We start from the raw sequence: 16,946 nt of genomic DNA, 5'->3' as shown, positions 1-16,946 counted from the left end.
TCTGTAGCGTCTTTATAGCGAGCGTTTTTGTATTGTCAAAAAAATTTTTTGGTTATACTATAGACATTATCCAAAAAATGTGGTGCTTAGGAGGTGCTGCTAAGTGAAAGATGCAATTGAATCCCTCATCAAGCAATTTGACCAGCAGATGACAATCGAACAACTTGACTATTTACGTTTTCTCTACGAAAACCTACATATAGAGGAGTTAAGTGAAGGAGAACAACATTATTTTATCGATTATTTTTTCAAGAGTGAGCCATTACGAAATATGGCAGCATTTGCACTAGAATTGACAGATATCATGCATGAAATCCGAGAAAATATCCCTGCTATTGAGAAAGCTGAACGCTTAACAAACGGCAAAGAGCAACGCCAGTATTATGAACGAAAATGGTTAGAGCTAAGACATCAAAAGCTCAAGCAGCAGACAACGAAAAGCGGAAATATTTACTATGTGCCCTTTCATGACTATCAACAAGACTCTGGTCCGATGATTATATGTTTAGAACAAACGACAGGGATGGCAGCTTACTCTGAGATTTGTAAAAGTATGATTTTAGCATTATTTATGAATGCACATCGGGAAGGCCGTGATTTATATATTGTTCCGTATGATCGTCAAATTCATGTCCACTACCGCTTTGAAAATGGTCATTTAAATTTAGCTGATTTTAAGAGTTTTATCGAATATAAGGCAAAGGGAGAGGCTGCCATTTTTCCTGTTTTACAGTTTGTGAAAGCATTACTACAGGAAAATCAACTAGGCACAGAAGCAGATGTGATTATTTTTACAGAAGGAACACCTATTGATGGGCAACATCTCGTTGGCAAGCAAGCGAAAATCATGCTAGAGGAAATGAAGCAAAAATATCATGCTGAATTTTCAGTGATTGCCATGCATGAACATAATTTTAATAAACAGCAATTTTGGTTTGCTAGTAAGGCTTTTTTTGCAGATGATGCCATACAATAACAAAAAGGGGCTAACCATTACTGAAGGTCAGCTCCTTTTTGCTGGCGATACATAGGTAGTTATAAAGGAGAAATACATGGATTCATTACATTGGTTGTTACCTAAATTTACAGTCCCAACTTGGATAGATGGTTTAATTGCCGTCATTATTTGTTTAGTTGGGTGGCTTATTCAACGTTTCATCATCAAAAAAATTATTCATCGTGCAGTGATATTTTTAAAGGATCGTCAGCGCAACTTCCAAGCAAATGTACTGGCGCAGTTTAGTAAAGCAATTGGCTATGCCTTTATGACGACGGTCATTGTGCTAAGCTTATCTTATTTAATAAAGGTTCCTTTATTTACGCATCCATCAACAAAGAATTTTGTATTGTCTATTATGGTGTTTTTTGCTTTTAAAGGGGTTTATGATGTTTTAAATTTTTATACGAAACAACCATTCGAATTAACGAGCGAAGAGGATCAGAATGTCTTATTACCGTTTTTCCTACGAATTGGTAAAGTACTCATCATGATTTTTGCTATGTTTACGATTGCTTCCTTTTGGGATTTTAATCTCAATGGCTTCTTAACAGGAATTGGTTTAACGGGCGTGGCGATTGCCTTTGGTATTCGTGATACATTAGCGCATGTATTTGGTGGCATGTCCGTAGCATTAGATAATCCATTCCAAATAGGGGATTGGATTGCGACAGAGGATCAAAAAATTGAAGGAACGATTGAGGATATCAATTTAAGAAGTACCTTAATTCAAACAGGAGACAAAGGACTTGTGTATGTGCCGAACTCCTATTTAGTTAATCGTCCACTTTATAATTTATCTAGAAGAGAAAAACGGAAATGTGAGCAATTTTTATATGTCGCTTCCGATAATGACGAGGACGGTATACGCAGCGCTTTAACAGCAATTCATAAAGAAATTTATTTACATGCAAAAACAGAGAAAGACATGATTCATGTATTTATAGATGAATTTCATCACGATTCCTATCGTGTCCTTGTCCGTTTCTTTGTTGCTACAAATGATACCGCTGTTATGCTGGAAGTGCGGCAGGATATTTTATTTGCCATTCGTCAAATAGTGGAGGAGTTATCGATTACGTTGGTTAGCCCTCATGAAGATGAAAGTCTACGAAATAAAAAATAAATTGAATTGTAAGATAGATTGCTTTACAATATTACCAAGAAATCAGCTTTGATGAAGAATAGTAGCTAGTACAATTTGTTATAGAGAGCTAGTGGTTGGTGGAAACTAGTACAAATGTTTGGTGAATGGACTTCGGAGCTCTAATCCTGAAAATAGTACGGATTAGCGGATGCCTACGTTATAAGGCTTAAAGAGGGTCTTCTTAATTAGGAGACCAATGAAGGTGGCACCACGGCTTTTCCGTCCTTTTGTGATGGAAAGGCCTTTTTATATTTATCTTTATACAGCAAATGATTTAGCTGAATGAAGAGAAAGCCTTTGCAGATCAATGCTGCCAAGGATATATGAGGTGTAGAAGAGCAGAGCTTAGAGAAGGAGAGAAGAGTATGACAGTTGAGCTTAGAAAGTATGCTATGAAAGTATTACAGGGGGATATGATGACCCCAATCTCTGTGTATCAATCACTTAGAGGGCAGCATAAAATGTTGTTCGAATCTTCAGCAAAACATGAGGAGAGTGGGCGATACTCCTTTATCGCCATCAATCCAGTGGCTGAACTAAAAGGAAACAACGAAGAATTCGTCTTTTCAAAAGGAATGGAAAATGACAAGGTCAGTGGCAATGTGCTCGATCAATTAAAAGAAGTAATACCCTTTCATGAAGAAAACTATCCTTTCGCTTTCTTTGGAGGAGCCATAGGTTTTTTTGGCTATGAAACAGCGTTCTACACAGAAAAAATCGGAGACTATTTACAGGATGATTTAGCTATGCCTGATGTGCATGTTTTTTTCTATGATACATTTATTGTTTTTGATCATGTAACGCAGGAAATTACATTGGCTTCGATTGATCTGTTTCACGAGGGGCGTTCATTAGAGGAGATGGAGGCAGCTGTAGCGACGATGGAGCAACAGCTTTGTGCAGGCTCAACCTTTGAGGCATTAAAAGTGGATGAGCTACAGTTTAAGCCAATGATTTCAAAGGAGCGATTTGTTACTTTGGTGGAACGTGCTAAGCAGCATATTTTGAGAGGCGATATTTTCCAAATTGTGTTATCACAACGTTTTTCTGCGCCGTTTACGGGTTCGCCATTCTCGCTCTATCGTCAATTGCGCACATCTAACCCGTCACCCTATATGTTCTATATGGATTATGGAGCCTATGTCATTTTAGGAACCTCCCCTGAAAGTCTTGTAAAGGTAAAAAATAGAAAGGTGACAACCAATCCAATAGCAGGTACAAAGCCACGTGGCGCGACAATAGAACAGGACGAAGCCATCGCAAATGCGCTATTAGAAGATAGCAAGGAAATAGCGGAGCACCGTATGTTAGTGGATTTAGGTCGCAATGATCTTGGACGTATTGCCAAAGTCGGTTCTGTCAAACTAACCAAATACATGAGTATTGAGCGCTATAAATATGTGATGCATATGGTGTCTGAGGTTATAGCCGAATTACGAGATGACCTCCATGTACTGGATGTACTTCGTGCTTGTTTACCTGCTGGTACAGTGTCAGGAGCACCTAAGATTCGTGCCATGCAATTGATTAATGAATTAGAACCAGTAAAGCGAGGGGTCTATGCAGGAGCAGTAGGCTATATTTCGACAACAGGTGACATGGACTTGGCCCTCGCGATTCGCACAATGCTCATTAAGGATCAAAAGGCCCATGTACAGGCAGGAGCAGGTATTGTTTACGATTCTATTCCATTGTCAGAATATGAGGAAACGCTGAATAAAGCCCGTGCGCTATTGGAGGTAAAAAAATGATTTTATTAATTGATAATTACGATTCTTTTACCTATAATCTGTTTCAACAAATCAGTATGCTTGGGAAAAGCGTCAAGGTCTTGCGAAACGATGCCATTACTATAGAAGAAATTCAAAAATTGTCGCCAGAAGCCATAATTTTATCACCAGGACCAGGAACGCCAAATGAAGCAGGTATAACGATAGAGGTCATCAAAGAACTCTATCAAAAATTCCCTATTTTGGGTATTTGTCTTGGACACCAATCCATAGGGCAGGCTTTTGGGGCAAAAATTGTGCAGGCCAAAAACATTATGCATGGAAAGCTGTCCCCGCTACAATACGAGAAAACGGGATTATTTGCCCAATTAGATGGAGACATTGAAGTCATGCGTTATCATTCGCTTATTATTGAAGAACAAACATTACACAAGGATTTTAACATACTCGCAACATCGGGTGATGATGGAGAGATTATGGCCATTCAACATAAAGAATATCCTCTTTATGGGCTGCAGTTTCATCCCGAATCAATCGGCACAAAAGAAGGCAGTATGATGATGAAAGCTTTCCTAGAAAGTATAGCGTAATAAAAAAGCTGTCGCCTAATATGAATGGGCGACAGCTTTTAAAGTTATTGTTTCTTGCCAGTAATTAAATTAGCTATTTCTTCTAAAGTCATGGCAGAATGGACCTCATAGGAGCCGATTTGTAAGCTTCTAGCATATTTAGGATTAGCGAGTAGTAACTCCATTTCAACACTATTGGTAATAATACCACCATCTTCAAGCTTTTGTGCCACACTATATGGTGTGATGCCACTATAGATTTGCAGTGACATCGATGTCACTTCCGTATCTGTTTGTTCAACAGCTTGTTCAGATGAATCTGTAGTCAAAGTTTTTTCAGTCGTATTTACTTGCTTTAATTGTTCCTTTAACGAAGCATTTTCTTGATTGGCCTTATTTAATTTATTTTGCAGTTCTTCTACCTGTTGATGATTGGAAAATTCCTTGGTAGGAAGACCAATATTTACATCGAAGCGGCTTGCGAGTGCGAGCAATGCCCCAATAAGAAAAATGGCCATGCCAAATGCACGGATGGCAGACTTATTCATCAATCAACGCCCCCCGTTTGCAATCACTTGCCGAACTTGCTCTTCTGTTAAATTTGAGCGAATACTGATATCTGCTACCGAAAGACCTTGTTTATTTAATTCCAGTACCTGACTAACGATAATTTGATGAATGGGTTTTGCTTGTGCTGTTGTTTGTCCAACTTTTGAAGCCTGCGCAGCCTGTTGAACGGCCTGCATGACTTGTTGTACTTTAGGATTTTGTCCTTTTGGGTGTATACTTGATTTTGATTTCACTTGGAACTCAGGCTCTAATAAAAGTTCTTCCTCAACAATTTTTAGGCGACGTTTTAAATTATTTGTTTCTTGGAAGATGGAGATAGATAATTCTTCGACATCTTGTTCGATTTTTTTCGAGCTATTTTTGAAAAAGAACGAAACGATGATCAGAAAAATCCCGATACTCATTAATACGATGGATAAATCCAATAGTTTCACCTCAATGTAGTATGTAATTATAAGATATTTTACCATATGCAAACTTAATATGAAATGAAGGTAGATTTTTTTTCAGTTTATGTTATAATAGGTTAGTCGTATAAATCATGCTCAAATTTAAATTCTTGATATAGAGTGGGAGGGTTAATGATGCGCGTAAACATTACTTTAGCTTGCACAGATTGCGGCGAACGTAACTACATTTCTAAAAAGAACAAGCGTAACAATCCAGAGCGTCTTGAACTTAAAAAATATTGCTCTCGCGAGAAGAAATACACTCTTCACCGTGAAACTAAGTAATCGCTCATTAAGCCAAAACCACAAGTGGTTTTGGCTTTCTACATTTTATGACATCATTTCGATGTAACGACTCCAAGAGGATATGAAGTTTTACGATAGAGGAGGTAGCCTAGATGGATAAAACAACTTTACGAAACACGGTACGCCAAGCCCTTGCCACTATGACGGATGCAGACTATCAGCGTCAATCATTAGCTGTTTTAAAAAAGGTGCTACAGGAACCATATATAATAGAAGCAAATACAATTGGCATGACCATTTCAAATAAGCCAGAAGTCGACACGATTCTTTTGATTGAGGAGTTATGGGCACTAGGTAAAAAGGTCGCAGTTCCTAAATGCCACCCAAAAACAAGAGAAATGTCATTTTACGCCATTGAATCATTTGCTCAGCTTGAAACTGTATATATGCATTTGCGTGAGCCCATTCCAGCAAGATGTGAGTTTGTTGACGCAAATGAGATGGATATCATTGTAGTACCAGGCGTTGTTTTTGATCGATATGGCTATCGAATCGGCTATGGCGGTGGTTATTATGACCGCTATGTATTAAACTATAATAAGGGGAAGCTGATGTCGCTGCTCTTTGATGAACAAATCATTGATTGCGTTCCTACCGAAGCACATGATTGCCCAGTAGATATCATTGTGACACCCACAAAACGTATTGACTGTCTTGCACAACGAGGAGCGAACGAAAATGGATAAAATGTTAGATATTTATGAACTCTTGAAAACATATGGTACTTATATTTATACACGTGATCCAATTGGCGATTTGATGTTAATGGAGGATGAAATACGTGAACTCTATAAAGCAAATGTACTAGACATAAAAGATTATCAAATGGCCTTGCTACTAATTCGACAAGAAACAACAAGACTTCGTATGGAAGAGCATAAAAAGTAATGTTTGAAATATAATGTAATTGGGTATTGTAAAATTAATGTAACATGTATGTAATATTCTTAAAAACAGTGGGTTTCCGCTGTTTTTATGTTTTTACGAAACTTTTTACATTGCAAAACGTATATATAGATATCTAGTGCATAGAAAGAGCGAGGAGAAAAAATTTTCCATAAGATATGTGTTGATTATCTGTTAAAAAAGGATTAAGATATATTTTGTTTCAGTAACAAAATGTAAAAAATTATTATTTTTTTTGTAAGGAAGTAGGGAGGATGTTAGGAATGAAATCAATAAAGTGGCCTAAACATTCATTTATGATACTAGCAATTATAGCAACTTGGATCAAAACGGTCATTGTTTACCACACAAGCTTTGAAATGAAACTTGAAAATGCAATGCAACAATTTATTTTATTTATTAATCCACTAAGCTTCTTGCTATTTACGTATGGTTTATCACTATTCTTTAAATCAGCAAAAGCTAGAAATCGTTATTTGATTACGGTCAGTGTTATTTTGTCCATAGTCTTATACGGAAATGTAGCGTTCTATCGATTCTACAATGATTTTATTACGCTACCAGTATTATTCCAAACAAGTAACTTTAGTGACTTAGGAACATCAGTAGCAGCGATAGTGGAGCCTTGGGATGTATTATATTTCGTTGATGTCGTTATTTTAATCTTAGCGAATAAATTTTTACCGAAAATGAAAGAAGTATTTAAAGTGAATGTTGAGTTCCGTCGTGCATTCTTTGTGCTAGCGATAGCAATGACATTCTTAAACCTAGGATTAGCAGAAACTGAGCGTCCGCAATTACTAACACGTAGTTTTGACCGCGAATTATTAGTAAAAAACATTGGTACGTACAATTACCACTTGTATGACATTTATATTCAATCTAAATCATCTGCGCAACGTGCGTTAGCCGATGGTAGTGAGCTAGTAGAAGTGAATAACTATATACGCTCTAATCAGGCTGCTGTGAATCCAGAGATGTTTGGGAAATATAAAGGTCGTAACTTAATTGTTGTGTCGATGGAGTCTTTACAAAACTTTGTCATCAATAATGACATGAATGGTCATGAAATCACGCCATTCTTAAACTCTTTAACAAAAGATAAAGATACGTATTATTTCAGTAACTTCTATCACCAAACAGGTCTAGGAAAAACTTCTGACTCTGAGTTTATTGTTGAAAACTCATTGTTTGGATTAGGTCGAGGTGCTGTATTTTTCACGCATGGTGGAAATACGTATAATTCAATGGCTGAACGCCTTGGAGAAAATGGATACTTTACAAATGTCATGCACCCTAATAATAAATCATTCTGGAACCGTGACATGATGTATCAATCGTTAAAAATTAATAAATTCTACGATATAGATTCATATACTGTGGAAGAGGGGCAAGCTGTAAACTGGGGGATGAAAGATGTTCCATTCTTAGAGCAATCAGCTGCTTTAATGAAAGATATGCCACAGCCATTCTACTCTAGACTTATTACATTAACGAACCATTATCCATTTACATTGGACCCAGAAGATATTATGATTCCTGAATATGATTCAAATTCAGGTACATTAAATCGTTACTTCCAAACAGTACGTTACATGGATGAAGCTTTAAAAGACTTCTTCCAACAGTTAAAAGATCAAGGTGTCTATGATAACTCTATTATCGTGATGTATGGGGATCACTATGGTATTTCTGAGAACCATAATAAAGCAATGGCACAATATTTAGGTAAAGATCAAATTACACCAATGGATAATGCCATGCTTCAAGAAGTACCTTTATTCATCCACATCCCAGGAGCTGGCGATGGAAAAGAAATGACAGAGATTTCAGGACAAATGGATTTACGTCCAACGATCTTACACCTTCTTGGCGTTGAAACGTCAAAAGATATGCAAATGGGTGCAGATTTATTCTCTCCAGAGCATGAGGACTTTGTAGTCTTCCGTGATGGACGCTTTATTACAGATAAATACGTCTATGCTGGTGAAGCTTGCTATGACAAAGCAACTGGTGAAGAAATAGAGGGTGAGCCATGTCAGTCTTATGCTGATCGTGCAACAATGGAGCTGGAAAATTCCGATGCTATCATCAATGGAGACTTGCTACGATTCTATGATGAAAAAACAGGTAATTTAAAGCAGGAGTCAGTTAAATAATCAAAGAGAGATCTCGTATAGGGATCTCTCTTTTTATATTGTTTTAAAAAGACCATTGGCTTCTATTTTAAATATGGAGAAGGAATTAGTCACGACAACCATTCATATAATTTGTGAATCTTATGCTAAAGAAAACACCTTTCATAAAATTTAAAGATTTCCTTTGTTTTACATTGCTATGTAAAGTGAAAACACTTTATTTGACCTCTCTTTTTATTGACAAATAGAAAAATACGATTATAATAATTTTAAATATCTGCATAACGAAGATTTGTTTTTCGCATTTCGGAGTATAAGAGTGAAAGGCATGGAAAAGAACGAGTAACTTTAATGGAACTGACAGAGAGTAGCCGGTTGTTGAGAGGCGCAAGGGATATTAAAGTGAAAACATCTTGGAGCTGCGTACCGAAACTTTAGTAGGCTACGACGGGGTTGCATCCGTAATCATTGCAAAAGTATCGCTACGGCTGTACTTGTTGAGGAGGGCTATGTGAATAGCTCTTGAAAAAAGGTGGTAACACGTTTATCTACGTCCTTTAGGAATTTCCTAAAGGCGTTTTTTTTATGCCTTCTAAGCAGAAACGTGTACAAAAGTTATTAAAGCCTTTACAACAGTCGGTAATCCATTAACTCTTATAGAACTTGCAATATTAATATTTAATATTACAAGGAGATGTTTCGTATGTTTTTAACACCAAAGGAGCAAATAGCGATTATCAAGAAGGGTGCTAACAAAATTGTTGATGAGCAAGATTTACTTGAAAAATTAGAGCGATCGTATAAAGATCAGCGACCTTTAACAATTAAGCTAGGGCTCGATCCATCTGCACCAGATATTCATTTAGGTCATGCAGTCGTTCTACGGAAAATCAAGCAAATGCAAGATTTAGGGCATCATGCAGTTATTGTTATCGGTGATTTTACAGGACGAATTGGCGATCCTACAGGTAAAGCAAAGGGGCGAACAGCCTTAAATGATGATACAGTGAAGAAAAACGCCCAAACATATTGTGAGCAAATTTTTAAAGTGCTAGATGAGAACAAGACGACGGTTCGTTTTAATAGTGAATGGTTAGCAAAGCTGTCATTTGAAGAAGTCATTCAGCTGGCAGCCACGACATCTGTTGCTCGACTTTTAGAGCGCGAAGATTTTCAGAAACGTTACCATCAGCAAATCCCAATTGGCATTCATGAGTTTTTCTATCCACTTATGCAAGCATATGATTCGGTAGAGCTAGAGGCTGATATAGAGTTAGGTGGAACAGATCAGACGTTCAATATTCTAATGGGACGCACCTTACAAAAGCATCGAGGATTAGAAAAACAAATTGCTATTTTTATGCCATTACTCGAGGGATTAGATGGTATTGAAAAAATGAGTAAGAGCTTAGGCAATTATATTGGTGTCAATGAAGCACCTGAGATTATGTTTAAAAAGGTGATGGAAATACCAGATACTTTAATTATCAAATATTTTGAATTAGCAACAGATGAACATCCACTACAAGTGCAGGCTATTCAAGATAGACTACAAATGGGAGAGAATCCCCGTGATCTGAAATTTCAATTAGCAGAAATTATTACGAATTTATATCATGGAGCTACAGGTATGGAGGAAGCAAAATCTTATTTTGAAGCAGCATTTCAAAGAAAGGAAATACCAAAAAACATTCCTCTACTGCTCTTAGAAATTGATAAGGAAAGAATCATGAATATCATTCCACAACTAGTGGCAATGGGCTTTATTCAGAGTAAGAGTGAGTTTTTGCGGTTAATCAAGCAAAATGGTGTATCCTTGAATGGAGAAAAAATAGCAATGGATGATCTATCACAAGTATTGATGAATGGTGATGTCCTACAAATTGGCAAGAAACGATTCCTTCAATTTAATAAGTAATGATAAACAAAAAAAGAGCAATCTCCGAGGAGAATGCTCTTTTTTTGTCTGAATTTTAGTGTAATTTTGGTGGGTAACCGCTGTTAACAATCGTCATGATGACGAACCATCCGAATACAGCAGCACTTAATAAGTTGAAAACAACGCTTAATAGGTTCTTTTCTTTAATTGCTTGGAATGTACCAACTACAGCTAAAATCGCTACTAGACCAAAAATAACCATTAATAAGTTCATTAAAAATAGACACTCCTTTCGACATCAGAAAATGAATGTCGCAAACAATATTCCTCCTTAATTGTAAACGTTCTACTTGTTTTTGTCGAGGACTAAAATACTGCAAACTATGAACATTTATCGTCAAATTGTGGCAAAGCCTGTATAATAGGAAGTTGAGGTGATAACTATGATGAACGTACGAAGTTATTCTCTTGGTCCCATCCAAACGAATTGCTATATTGTATCGAATAAAGAAAAAGAATGTATCGTATTTGATCCAGGTGAGGAAGCGGAGCGTCTAATTAAAACAATCCGTAGCAACGGCTTAAAACCTCTTGCTATCTTTTTAACACATGCCCATTTTGATCATATAGGGGCAGTGGATGCTGTGCGTGAGGTATTTGACGTTCCTGTATGGATTCATGAAAAGGAAGTTAGTTGGCTAGCCGATCCAACGAAGAATGGCTCTAGTAAATATGCTGCATTACCAGATTATAGGGTAGCTGCACCAGCACAAGACACAATCATCAAAAAAGAACAGCAATTTGAAATGAGTAATTTTGTTTTTCAAGCTGTTTTTACACCAGGGCATTCACCTGGTAGTATTTCCTATATTTTTGAACAGGATGGTTTTGCCATCGTAGGAGATACATTATTTGAACAAGGTGTAGGACGTACAGATCTATTAGGTGGATCAACCAAAATATTATTGGAATCTATCCATAATAAGCTGTTGTCATTACCTGAGGATACTATTATCTATCCTGGCCACGGTAATTATACAACTGTAGGTGCAGAAATGGAGACAAATCCTTTTTTAAATGGATTTTAAAAAAATGGCGAATTAGCTAAAATTATCACTTAGCACATAAAAAAGCGTATCTCACCAATCGTGAGATACGCGATTTTCTTTGTATTAATGACCGCCACCAGGTACGTGAATGAATGTTGTATAGTACGTGAAGCCAGCGAAGAATACAGTTAAATATGCTCCGAAAATGTACATGTACATACGTTCTGAAAGGTTTAAGAAGCCTAATAATAAGAATAAACCTGTATTACCTAAGAATAATAGCGATACCTCGTTCATACCTCCAAGGTAGAACATAACGGCAAAAATACCTGTCCAGAATGCCATAACTTTATACATATTATCCATGAAATTTCCCCTCCTTTTGCCCACGACACAATAATCTCTTACTCATTATAAATGATATGAAAGGTGTCTGTAAACTGGAACTTCTCCATGTTTGTGACAAACAAATGGATTTTTAATCTAGCGATCGATTTCTGTCACGTTTATTTCATATTTACATAAATCGCAATTATGTATCATACTTTCAATTTGCACAAATTCATTGTTTGTAAACAGTGCATCTAATTGTCCTTTTAAATAGGATTCATGTAATGAACAAACAATTTCAGAATGGGCAGTCAGTTGCTCCTGGAATGGACAATTGAAAATGGAGAAGATCACTTTTTTTCCATGCTCAGTTTGTTGAATTTGTGGAATATAGCCAATTAAAGCGGCATTGTCCGTTAATAGCTGAAGTTTTTCATCGAAGGAAAGAGAATTACTTAATGTCAATTCAGCATTCATATAATTTTTCATTTGCTGGTAGCCGTCTTGGTAGCTAATTTCCTGGCACTTTGTTAATGCAGATGGACCAAAGTCTTCAATTAATTGAATTGTCCATTTTAATAAACGATCTTCATCACGTCTTGGAAATGTGAGTGAAACGCCTTTCTCTGAAGCTTTATAAACACGTCCAGGTCTGCCACCTTTACCTGTTTTTACATAATCAGCAGTAATAATGTTTATTTCTGAAAGCTTCGTTAAATGAAGTCGAGCAACGTTAGGATGGATACCGAATTTATCAGCAATATGTTGTACAGTCACTGTTTTTTTCTCTTGCAATATGTACTCATAAATAGAGTATCTTGTTTCATCGGCTAGTGTACTAGTAATTTTTAATGGATGGATCATGAGCTTCACCTCTTTAATTTATTATAAAAATTATGTTCGTCTACCAAGTGTTAGGAAAATAATCATGTTGATACTATTATATTGTATTATTGAAAAAGATACAGTTCATTTCGGCATAAATATTAAGTTTTTCATGTATTTATATTCTTTTTTAGTGGAAAATTGCACTTTATCCACATTTTTATAGCAAAAAACATTATTGGCAGAAAATTATCTTGCAAATTTTTATTTTCGGAAAAGGGCTTTTCTCGTGGCAAGTTCCTCCTTATACTAGGAAATAACGAATAGAGCGGTCTTATTCGAATGAACTAAAAGAGAGGTGCATATATGCAGAGTTTTGAAACAGTTGTCGAACAAAAATGTGAGCAACTTTTACTAAAGGCCTATCATTTTGGAGCATCCGATTTATTGCTGGTTCCAGGAAACATAAAATATCGGATCTATTTTCGAAAATATGATAAACTTCTCCACGCTGGTGAGCTACCGAATGAACTTGCAGAAAGAATGATCTCTTATTATAAATTTCTTGCAGAATTAGACATCAGTGAGCGGCGTAAACCTCAAAGCGGCGCCTTTCAAAAAGCAATGGAGCAAAGTTCGTATTCGTTTCGAGTGTCCACACTGCCTTCTGTATTTTTAAAAGAAAGCTTAATTATTCGTTTACTTCTCCAAAATCATGCATTTCCACTAACTTCCCTAAGCTTTTCTAAAAGCGCAGCTCACAAACTCATGGAGCTGGTACAAAACCGACAAGGTCTTCTATTTTTTACGGGAGCAACAGGCTCTGGCAAGTCTACTTCACTCTATTCCTTAATCCACTACTGTTCCACAGAATTGAATCGACATGTGATTTCTTTAGAAGATCCTGTAGAAAACAGCCAAGCGAATTTACTTCAAATTCAAGTAAACGAGCGAGCGGGTGTTACATATGCTGCAGGACTAAAAGCCATTTTACGCCATTCACCTGATGTTATCATGATTGGTGAAATTCGGGATAAAGAAACGGCAAATATTGCAATCCAAGCCTCCCTAACAGGGCATTTAGTTGTCTCGACTATTCATGCAAAAGACGCCATTAATTGTCTTTATCGTTTAATGGATTTAGGCGTGTCGATAGAGGAGCTTCACCAAACGGTTATCGGTATTGTTGCGCAAATGCTTGTTCAGACGGCAGCTTTACATGATGAACGTCGTGCAGTCTATGAAATATTACATGATGATCATCTAACAAGAGCCATCACCGCCATCAAGGATAAGGGCAATTACAAACTTCCTTATGATTTAACATTAATGGGGCAAAAAGAATTAGCGGAGAGCCTTTATGCAGTTACAAACACACATCGATAAATTGCTTCTTTTTTACAAGAGGGCTACGAAATGGCGGGTAAAGGAGCAAGCTCAGTTTTTCAATCGATTATGTGTGTTGCTGCAGGAAGGATATTTATTTCCACAAGCTATTTCCATGCTTCTACCTCATCATATCGAGGCACATGAAGACATACAGCAGCAAATTGATGAAAGACTCAGACAAGGAGTAGGTGTTGCAGGGATACTTGAAACATTACAGCTGGGGAAGCACTATTTAATGGCGATTAAGGTGGCAGAAAATAATGGCCATATGATAGAGGCGTTTAAAGGTGTGGCGAAGCAGTTAACGGTAGGTGAAAAGACTAAGAAAAAGCTAATCAAGCTGCTGATCTATCCTGTCACACTGATTATCTTTTTACTATTGTTATTTTTTGTGTTTCGTACATTTTTTTTACCGAATATTGAAAGAATGGTCGTCAGTCGTACCTCTGAAGCAGAGGAGACAAGTATTGCATTGTCCAATATGTTATTACATGTTCCAGATATAGTCATCTCGACCCTGTTCATAGTAATAGGCAGCTTATTCATTTTTCGATTCTATCTCAAACGACAAGCTGTTGCTCATCAACTAACAATTTTATTAAAGATCCCCATTTTGCAACGCTATTTTAGGCTAACATTGACAAGACAATTTGCTGCTTATTTGGGCAGTTTACTACAAAGTGGATTTTCATTACAAGCAAGCCTTCAACTATTAGAAGAACAACAACTCCAACCATATCTCCAAATTCTTTCACAGCGTATAAAAGAAAGAGTCATCTTTGGCGAATCACTGACACAGTCGGTAACGATGATGGCAGTTTTTCAAAAAGATTTTCCAATGTTCGTTGAGCATGGTGAACACAGCGGTTATTTAGGAAAAGAATTAGTATTGTATAGCGAATTATTAATGGAAAAGCAGGAACAGCTTTTGCAAAAAATATTAGCTTTTGTGCAGCCTAGTTTCTTTATCCTGATTGCTGTTTGTATAGTAGCAGCTTATATCAGTTTATTATTACCCATCTATCACATGATTGAATTAGTTTAGGAGGAAGATAATGAAACGTATTAACCAACAAGCTGGTTTCACTTTAATCGAGATGCTAATTGTCTTGTTAATTATATCCATTCTAATTTTAATTACGATCCCAAATGTAACAAAGCATTTCGCCACAATAGATAAGAAAGGCTGTACGGCTTATATTTCCATGGTACAAGGTCAAGTAGAGGCTTATCGTGTAGATTATATGGCGTATCCTACCTTAGATGATTTAGTGGCAAAAGGCTATTTAAAAGAAAATGAAACAACATGCCCCAATAAAGAAGAAATAGTGATTACAAATGAGGGAGAGGTACGTCCAGCCAATGTCAACTTAGAAACAGGTTCTGAGAGCGAATGAATAATGATAAAAATGGTGGTTTTACGATTCTTGAAATGCTGGTCGTCTTATTTCTTGTTATGAGTTTAACTGCGATTGTTGGCAAATTTTCATTCAAAATAGCAGAAGCCAAGGAAGTAGAACGATTTTTCACGCAATTGCAACTCGATATTCAATATATTCAAACCTATAGTATGAGCCAACGGCAATATATAGCCATGAAAATGGAAAGTTCAACGAATCGTTATATTATTCAAAAAGATTTTTATACTACTTTATATGAACGTTCTTTTCCAAAAGGGATTGAATTTTTGCCCGCAGAGAGTTCGATTTACACACTGATCTATAACTACAGCGGCAATGTGATGACAGCTGGTACCATGGCATTTAAAACACCGCAGGGCAAGAAAAAAGTAATCATAACATTAGGACGAGGGAGAGCTAGGATTGAATGAGTCAGGCTATTCTTTTGTAGAAACTATTTTAGGTGTGGGTATTTTGATGATACTTTGTACCTCATTGATACCCATTTCCTATACGATGAAAACAAATCTTGCTAATAAAAAAATGGAGCTAATTGCAGCTGAAACAGCCTACGAAGGTTTAAAAAAGTACCAGGCTATTCAGCAAACAGAGGGCTCTAGAACCATTGAACAAGTTGCTTATCACTGGATAGTTGATGGGCAACAAGTTTGTGTCCGTTTTCAAAATTTACATGAGCCTCGTCAAAAATGTATCCAAGCGACAGGTGAAGTTCATGAATGAAAAGGGCTATACATTACTAGAAGCGATGTTTCAATTAGTCGTTTTTGTGCTTATTTCTCATCTCTTTGTCCTCATGATGTTGTGGTTTGCTGAAATGAGATCCACTATGCTAACCGATGAACAAACCAAGTGGGAACTATTTGTTTCTGATTTAAATCTCTCTCTAAAAGATATTTCCACATTTTCTGTTCGTGAAGATCAAAAAAGAATGACTTTCCACACAGCAAATACACTCCATCATATTGATTGCTACTCGAATATTATTCGTGAGCAGGTAAACGGTGGACATATTCCTATGTTAATAGGAATCAATAAATGTTATTTTAACTATTCCGAAAATATGCTGACGGTAGCTGTCGAAATGACTAGCGGTATTCAAAAGGAGCGAACCTTTTATGTTCCAATTATTGAAAAATGACAGAGGGGCTATTTTTTTGGTCGCAATTGCATTATTATTTTTTGTAACTACTTTTGTTCTTGCGTATTGTATGTCTTATGAAATGCAGTATCGAACATATGAT

At 36.6% G+C, this 16,946-nt stretch carries 21 protein-coding genes and 2 other annotated features; of the genes, 16 read left to right on the top strand and 5 right to left on the bottom strand.

Translation table 11 applies throughout. From position 1 onward, the window contains the following. Positions 1-103 precede the first annotated feature (103 nt). From MHB65_RS15615 to MHB65_RS15600, 4 genes are all read left to right on the top strand, one after another. Complete coding sequence (locus MHB65_RS15615) at positions 104-976, top strand: hypothetical protein (protein WP_342440971.1); 873 nt, start codon at positions 104-106, stop codon at positions 974-976. Positions 977-1,052: 76 nt separating this feature from the next. Beyond that, positions 1,053-2,123, top strand: a complete 1,071-nt coding sequence (locus MHB65_RS15610; RefSeq protein ID WP_342440970.1) for a mechanosensitive ion channel domain-containing protein — start codon at positions 1,053-1,055, stop codon at positions 2,121-2,123. A gap of 39 nt (positions 2,124-2,162) precedes the next feature. Beyond that, positions 2,163-2,374 (top strand) — a binding site (T-box leader). 135 nt (positions 2,375-2,509) lie between these two features. After that, positions 2,510-3,895: an anthranilate synthase component I gene (gene trpE, locus MHB65_RS15605; protein ID WP_342440969.1), complete on the top strand. Its 1,386-nt coding sequence runs from the start codon at positions 2,510-2,512 to the stop codon at positions 3,893-3,895. Continuing rightward, a complete protein-coding gene (locus MHB65_RS15600) occupies positions 3,892-4,464 on the top strand; it encodes an aminodeoxychorismate/anthranilate synthase component II (protein ID WP_205444355.1) in 573 nt (190 codons plus the stop codon). Before trpE ends, MHB65_RS15600 begins: the two co-directional genes overlap by 4 nt. Before the next feature lie 44 nt (positions 4,465-4,508). On the opposite strand, the gene MHB65_RS15595 is transcribed toward MHB65_RS15600, so the two are convergent. Continuing rightward, positions 4,509-4,991, bottom strand: a complete 483-nt coding sequence (locus MHB65_RS15595; RefSeq protein ID WP_342443753.1) for a hypothetical protein — start codon at positions 4,989-4,991, stop codon at positions 4,509-4,511. A 3-nt stretch (positions 4,992-4,994) separates the two neighbouring features. Beyond that, positions 4,995-5,447: a hypothetical protein gene (locus MHB65_RS15590; RefSeq protein ID WP_243456441.1), complete on the bottom strand. Its 453-nt coding sequence runs from the start codon at positions 5,445-5,447 to the stop codon at positions 4,995-4,997. 150 nt (positions 5,448-5,597) lie between these two features. On the opposite strand from MHB65_RS15590, the gene rpmG reads away from it, so the two are divergent. The 5 genes from rpmG (at position 5,598) to tyrS (ending at position 10,730) form a co-directional block, all read left to right on the top strand. Then, a complete protein-coding gene (gene rpmG / locus MHB65_RS15585; RefSeq protein ID WP_008408521.1) occupies positions 5,598-5,747 on the top strand; it encodes a 50S ribosomal protein L33 in 150 nt (49 codons plus the stop codon). A 113-nt stretch (positions 5,748-5,860) separates the two neighbouring features. Beyond that, complete coding sequence (locus tag MHB65_RS15580) at positions 5,861-6,454, top strand: 5-formyltetrahydrofolate cyclo-ligase (RefSeq protein ID WP_342440968.1); 594 nt, start codon at positions 5,861-5,863, stop codon at positions 6,452-6,454. Next, complete coding sequence (locus MHB65_RS15575) at positions 6,447-6,656, top strand: YqgQ family protein (RefSeq protein WP_004231021.1); 210 nt, start codon at positions 6,447-6,449, stop codon at positions 6,654-6,656. The genes MHB65_RS15580 and MHB65_RS15575 overlap by 8 nt, the downstream gene beginning before the upstream one ends. Before the next feature lie 281 nt (positions 6,657-6,937). After that, a complete protein-coding gene (locus MHB65_RS15570; protein WP_205444348.1) occupies positions 6,938-8,833 on the top strand; it encodes an LTA synthase family protein in 1,896 nt (631 codons plus the stop codon). 299 nt (positions 8,834-9,132) lie between these two features. Further along, positions 9,133-9,373, top strand: a binding site (T-box leader). A gap of 142 nt (positions 9,374-9,515) precedes the next feature. Next, entirely contained in the window at positions 9,516-10,730 is a 1,215-nt protein-coding gene (gene tyrS, locus MHB65_RS15565) for a tyrosine--tRNA ligase (protein ID WP_342440967.1), read from the top strand. A gap of 55 nt (positions 10,731-10,785) precedes the next feature. On the opposite strand, the gene MHB65_RS15560 is transcribed toward tyrS, so the two are convergent. Further along, entirely contained in the window at positions 10,786-10,965 is a 180-nt protein-coding gene (locus tag MHB65_RS15560; protein ID WP_205444344.1) for a DUF2759 domain-containing protein, read from the bottom strand. 169 nt (positions 10,966-11,134) lie between these two features. Between MHB65_RS15560 and MHB65_RS15555 the strand changes: the two genes are divergently transcribed. Beyond that, positions 11,135-11,779, top strand: a complete 645-nt coding sequence (locus tag MHB65_RS15555; protein ID WP_342440966.1) for an MBL fold metallo-hydrolase — start codon at positions 11,135-11,137, stop codon at positions 11,777-11,779. Positions 11,780-11,863: 84 nt separating this feature from the next. Here MHB65_RS15555 and MHB65_RS15550 read toward each other — a convergent pair whose 3' ends face one another. Then, positions 11,864-12,106, bottom strand: coding sequence for a DUF2626 family protein (locus MHB65_RS15550; RefSeq protein ID WP_004231035.1), 243 nt, complete (start codon positions 12,104-12,106; stop codon positions 11,864-11,866). Positions 12,107-12,223: 117 nt separating this feature from the next. Further along, complete coding sequence (locus MHB65_RS15545; protein WP_342440965.1) at positions 12,224-12,934, bottom strand: helix-turn-helix domain-containing protein; 711 nt, start codon at positions 12,932-12,934, stop codon at positions 12,224-12,226. A gap of 327 nt (positions 12,935-13,261) precedes the next feature. Between MHB65_RS15545 and comGA the strand changes: the two genes are divergently transcribed. From comGA to comGF, 6 genes are read left to right on the top strand one after another with little or no spacing between them, the layout of a single operon-like run. Beyond that, the gene (comGA, locus tag MHB65_RS15540; RefSeq protein ID WP_342440964.1) at positions 13,262-14,281 is read left to right on the top strand and encodes a competence type IV pilus ATPase ComGA; all 1,020 of its coding nucleotides are present in this window, start codon (positions 13,262-13,264) and stop codon (positions 14,279-14,281) included. Then, entirely contained in the window at positions 14,256-15,329 is a 1,074-nt protein-coding gene (gene comGB, locus MHB65_RS15535; protein ID WP_342440963.1) for a competence type IV pilus assembly protein ComGB, read from the top strand. The genes comGA and comGB overlap by 26 nt, the downstream gene beginning before the upstream one ends. A 10-nt stretch (positions 15,330-15,339) precedes the next feature. Beyond that, a complete protein-coding gene (gene comGC / locus MHB65_RS15530; protein WP_342440962.1) occupies positions 15,340-15,681 on the top strand; it encodes a competence type IV pilus major pilin ComGC in 342 nt (113 codons plus the stop codon). Beyond that, positions 15,678-16,115: a competence type IV pilus minor pilin ComGD gene (gene comGD / locus MHB65_RS15525; RefSeq protein ID WP_342440961.1), complete on the top strand. Its 438-nt coding sequence runs from the start codon at positions 15,678-15,680 to the stop codon at positions 16,113-16,115. Before comGC ends, comGD begins: the two co-directional genes overlap by 4 nt. Then, positions 16,108-16,425, top strand: a complete 318-nt coding sequence (locus MHB65_RS15520) for a hypothetical protein (protein WP_342440960.1) — start codon at positions 16,108-16,110, stop codon at positions 16,423-16,425. The genes comGD and MHB65_RS15520 overlap by 8 nt, the downstream gene beginning before the upstream one ends. Further along, the gene (comGF, locus tag MHB65_RS15515; protein WP_342440959.1) at positions 16,418-16,843 is read left to right on the top strand and encodes a competence type IV pilus minor pilin ComGF; all 426 of its coding nucleotides are present in this window, start codon (positions 16,418-16,420) and stop codon (positions 16,841-16,843) included. The genes MHB65_RS15520 and comGF overlap by 8 nt, the downstream gene beginning before the upstream one ends. Positions 16,844-16,946: the final 103 nt, after the last annotated feature.

The sequence above is a fragment of the Lysinibacillus sp. FSL K6-0075 genome (genome assembly GCF_038592945.1).
Taxonomy (GTDB): domain Bacteria; phylum Bacillota; class Bacilli; order Bacillales_A; family Planococcaceae; genus Lysinibacillus; species Lysinibacillus fusiformis_F.
The sequence above is the reverse complement of the archived record's forward strand: the minus strand, read 5'-3'. Positions and strand labels throughout refer to the sequence as shown.

Bases quoted from the DNA above. Each gene is read 5' to 3' on its own strand.
- rpmG (WP_008408521.1), top strand. From the start codon at position 5,598: ATGCGCGTAAACATTACTTTAGCTTGCACAGATTGCGGCGAACGTAAC.
- MHB65_RS15600 (WP_205444355.1), top strand. From the start codon at position 3,892: ATGATTTTATTAATTGATAATTACGATTCTTTTACCTATAATCTGTTT.
- MHB65_RS15610 (WP_342440970.1), top strand. From the start codon at position 1,053: ATGGATTCATTACATTGGTTGTTACCTAAATTTACAGTCCCAACTTGG.
- MHB65_RS15550 (WP_004231035.1), bottom strand. From the start codon at position 12,106: ATGGATAATATGTATAAAGTTATGGCATTCTGGACAGGTATTTTTGCC.
- MHB65_RS15595 (WP_342443753.1), bottom strand. From the start codon at position 4,991: ATGAATAAGTCTGCCATCCGTGCATTTGGCATGGCCATTTTTCTTATT.
- tyrS (WP_342440967.1), top strand. From the start codon at position 9,516: ATGTTTTTAACACCAAAGGAGCAAATAGCGATTATCAAGAAGGGTGCT.
- trpE (WP_342440969.1), top strand. From the start codon at position 2,510: ATGACAGTTGAGCTTAGAAAGTATGCTATGAAAGTATTACAGGGGGAT.
- comGA (WP_342440964.1), top strand. From the start codon at position 13,262: ATGCAGAGTTTTGAAACAGTTGTCGAACAAAAATGTGAGCAACTTTTA.
- MHB65_RS15575 (WP_004231021.1), top strand. From the start codon at position 6,447: ATGGATAAAATGTTAGATATTTATGAACTCTTGAAAACATATGGTACT.
- MHB65_RS15570 (WP_205444348.1), top strand. From the start codon at position 6,938: ATGAAATCAATAAAGTGGCCTAAACATTCATTTATGATACTAGCAATT.
- comGF (WP_342440959.1), top strand. From the start codon at position 16,418: ATGAATGAAAAGGGCTATACATTACTAGAAGCGATGTTTCAATTAGTC.
- comGD (WP_342440961.1), top strand. From the start codon at position 15,678: ATGAATAATGATAAAAATGGTGGTTTTACGATTCTTGAAATGCTGGTC.
- MHB65_RS15580 (WP_342440968.1), top strand. From the start codon at position 5,861: ATGGATAAAACAACTTTACGAAACACGGTACGCCAAGCCCTTGCCACT.
- comGB (WP_342440963.1), top strand. From the start codon at position 14,256: ATGCAGTTACAAACACACATCGATAAATTGCTTCTTTTTTACAAGAGG.
- MHB65_RS15555 (WP_342440966.1), top strand. From the start codon at position 11,135: ATGATGAACGTACGAAGTTATTCTCTTGGTCCCATCCAAACGAATTGC.
- MHB65_RS15560 (WP_205444344.1), bottom strand. From the start codon at position 10,965: ATGAACTTATTAATGGTTATTTTTGGTCTAGTAGCGATTTTAGCTGTA.
- MHB65_RS15545 (WP_342440965.1), bottom strand. From the start codon at position 12,934: ATGATCCATCCATTAAAAATTACTAGTACACTAGCCGATGAAACAAGA.
- comGC (WP_342440962.1), top strand. From the start codon at position 15,340: ATGAAACGTATTAACCAACAAGCTGGTTTCACTTTAATCGAGATGCTA.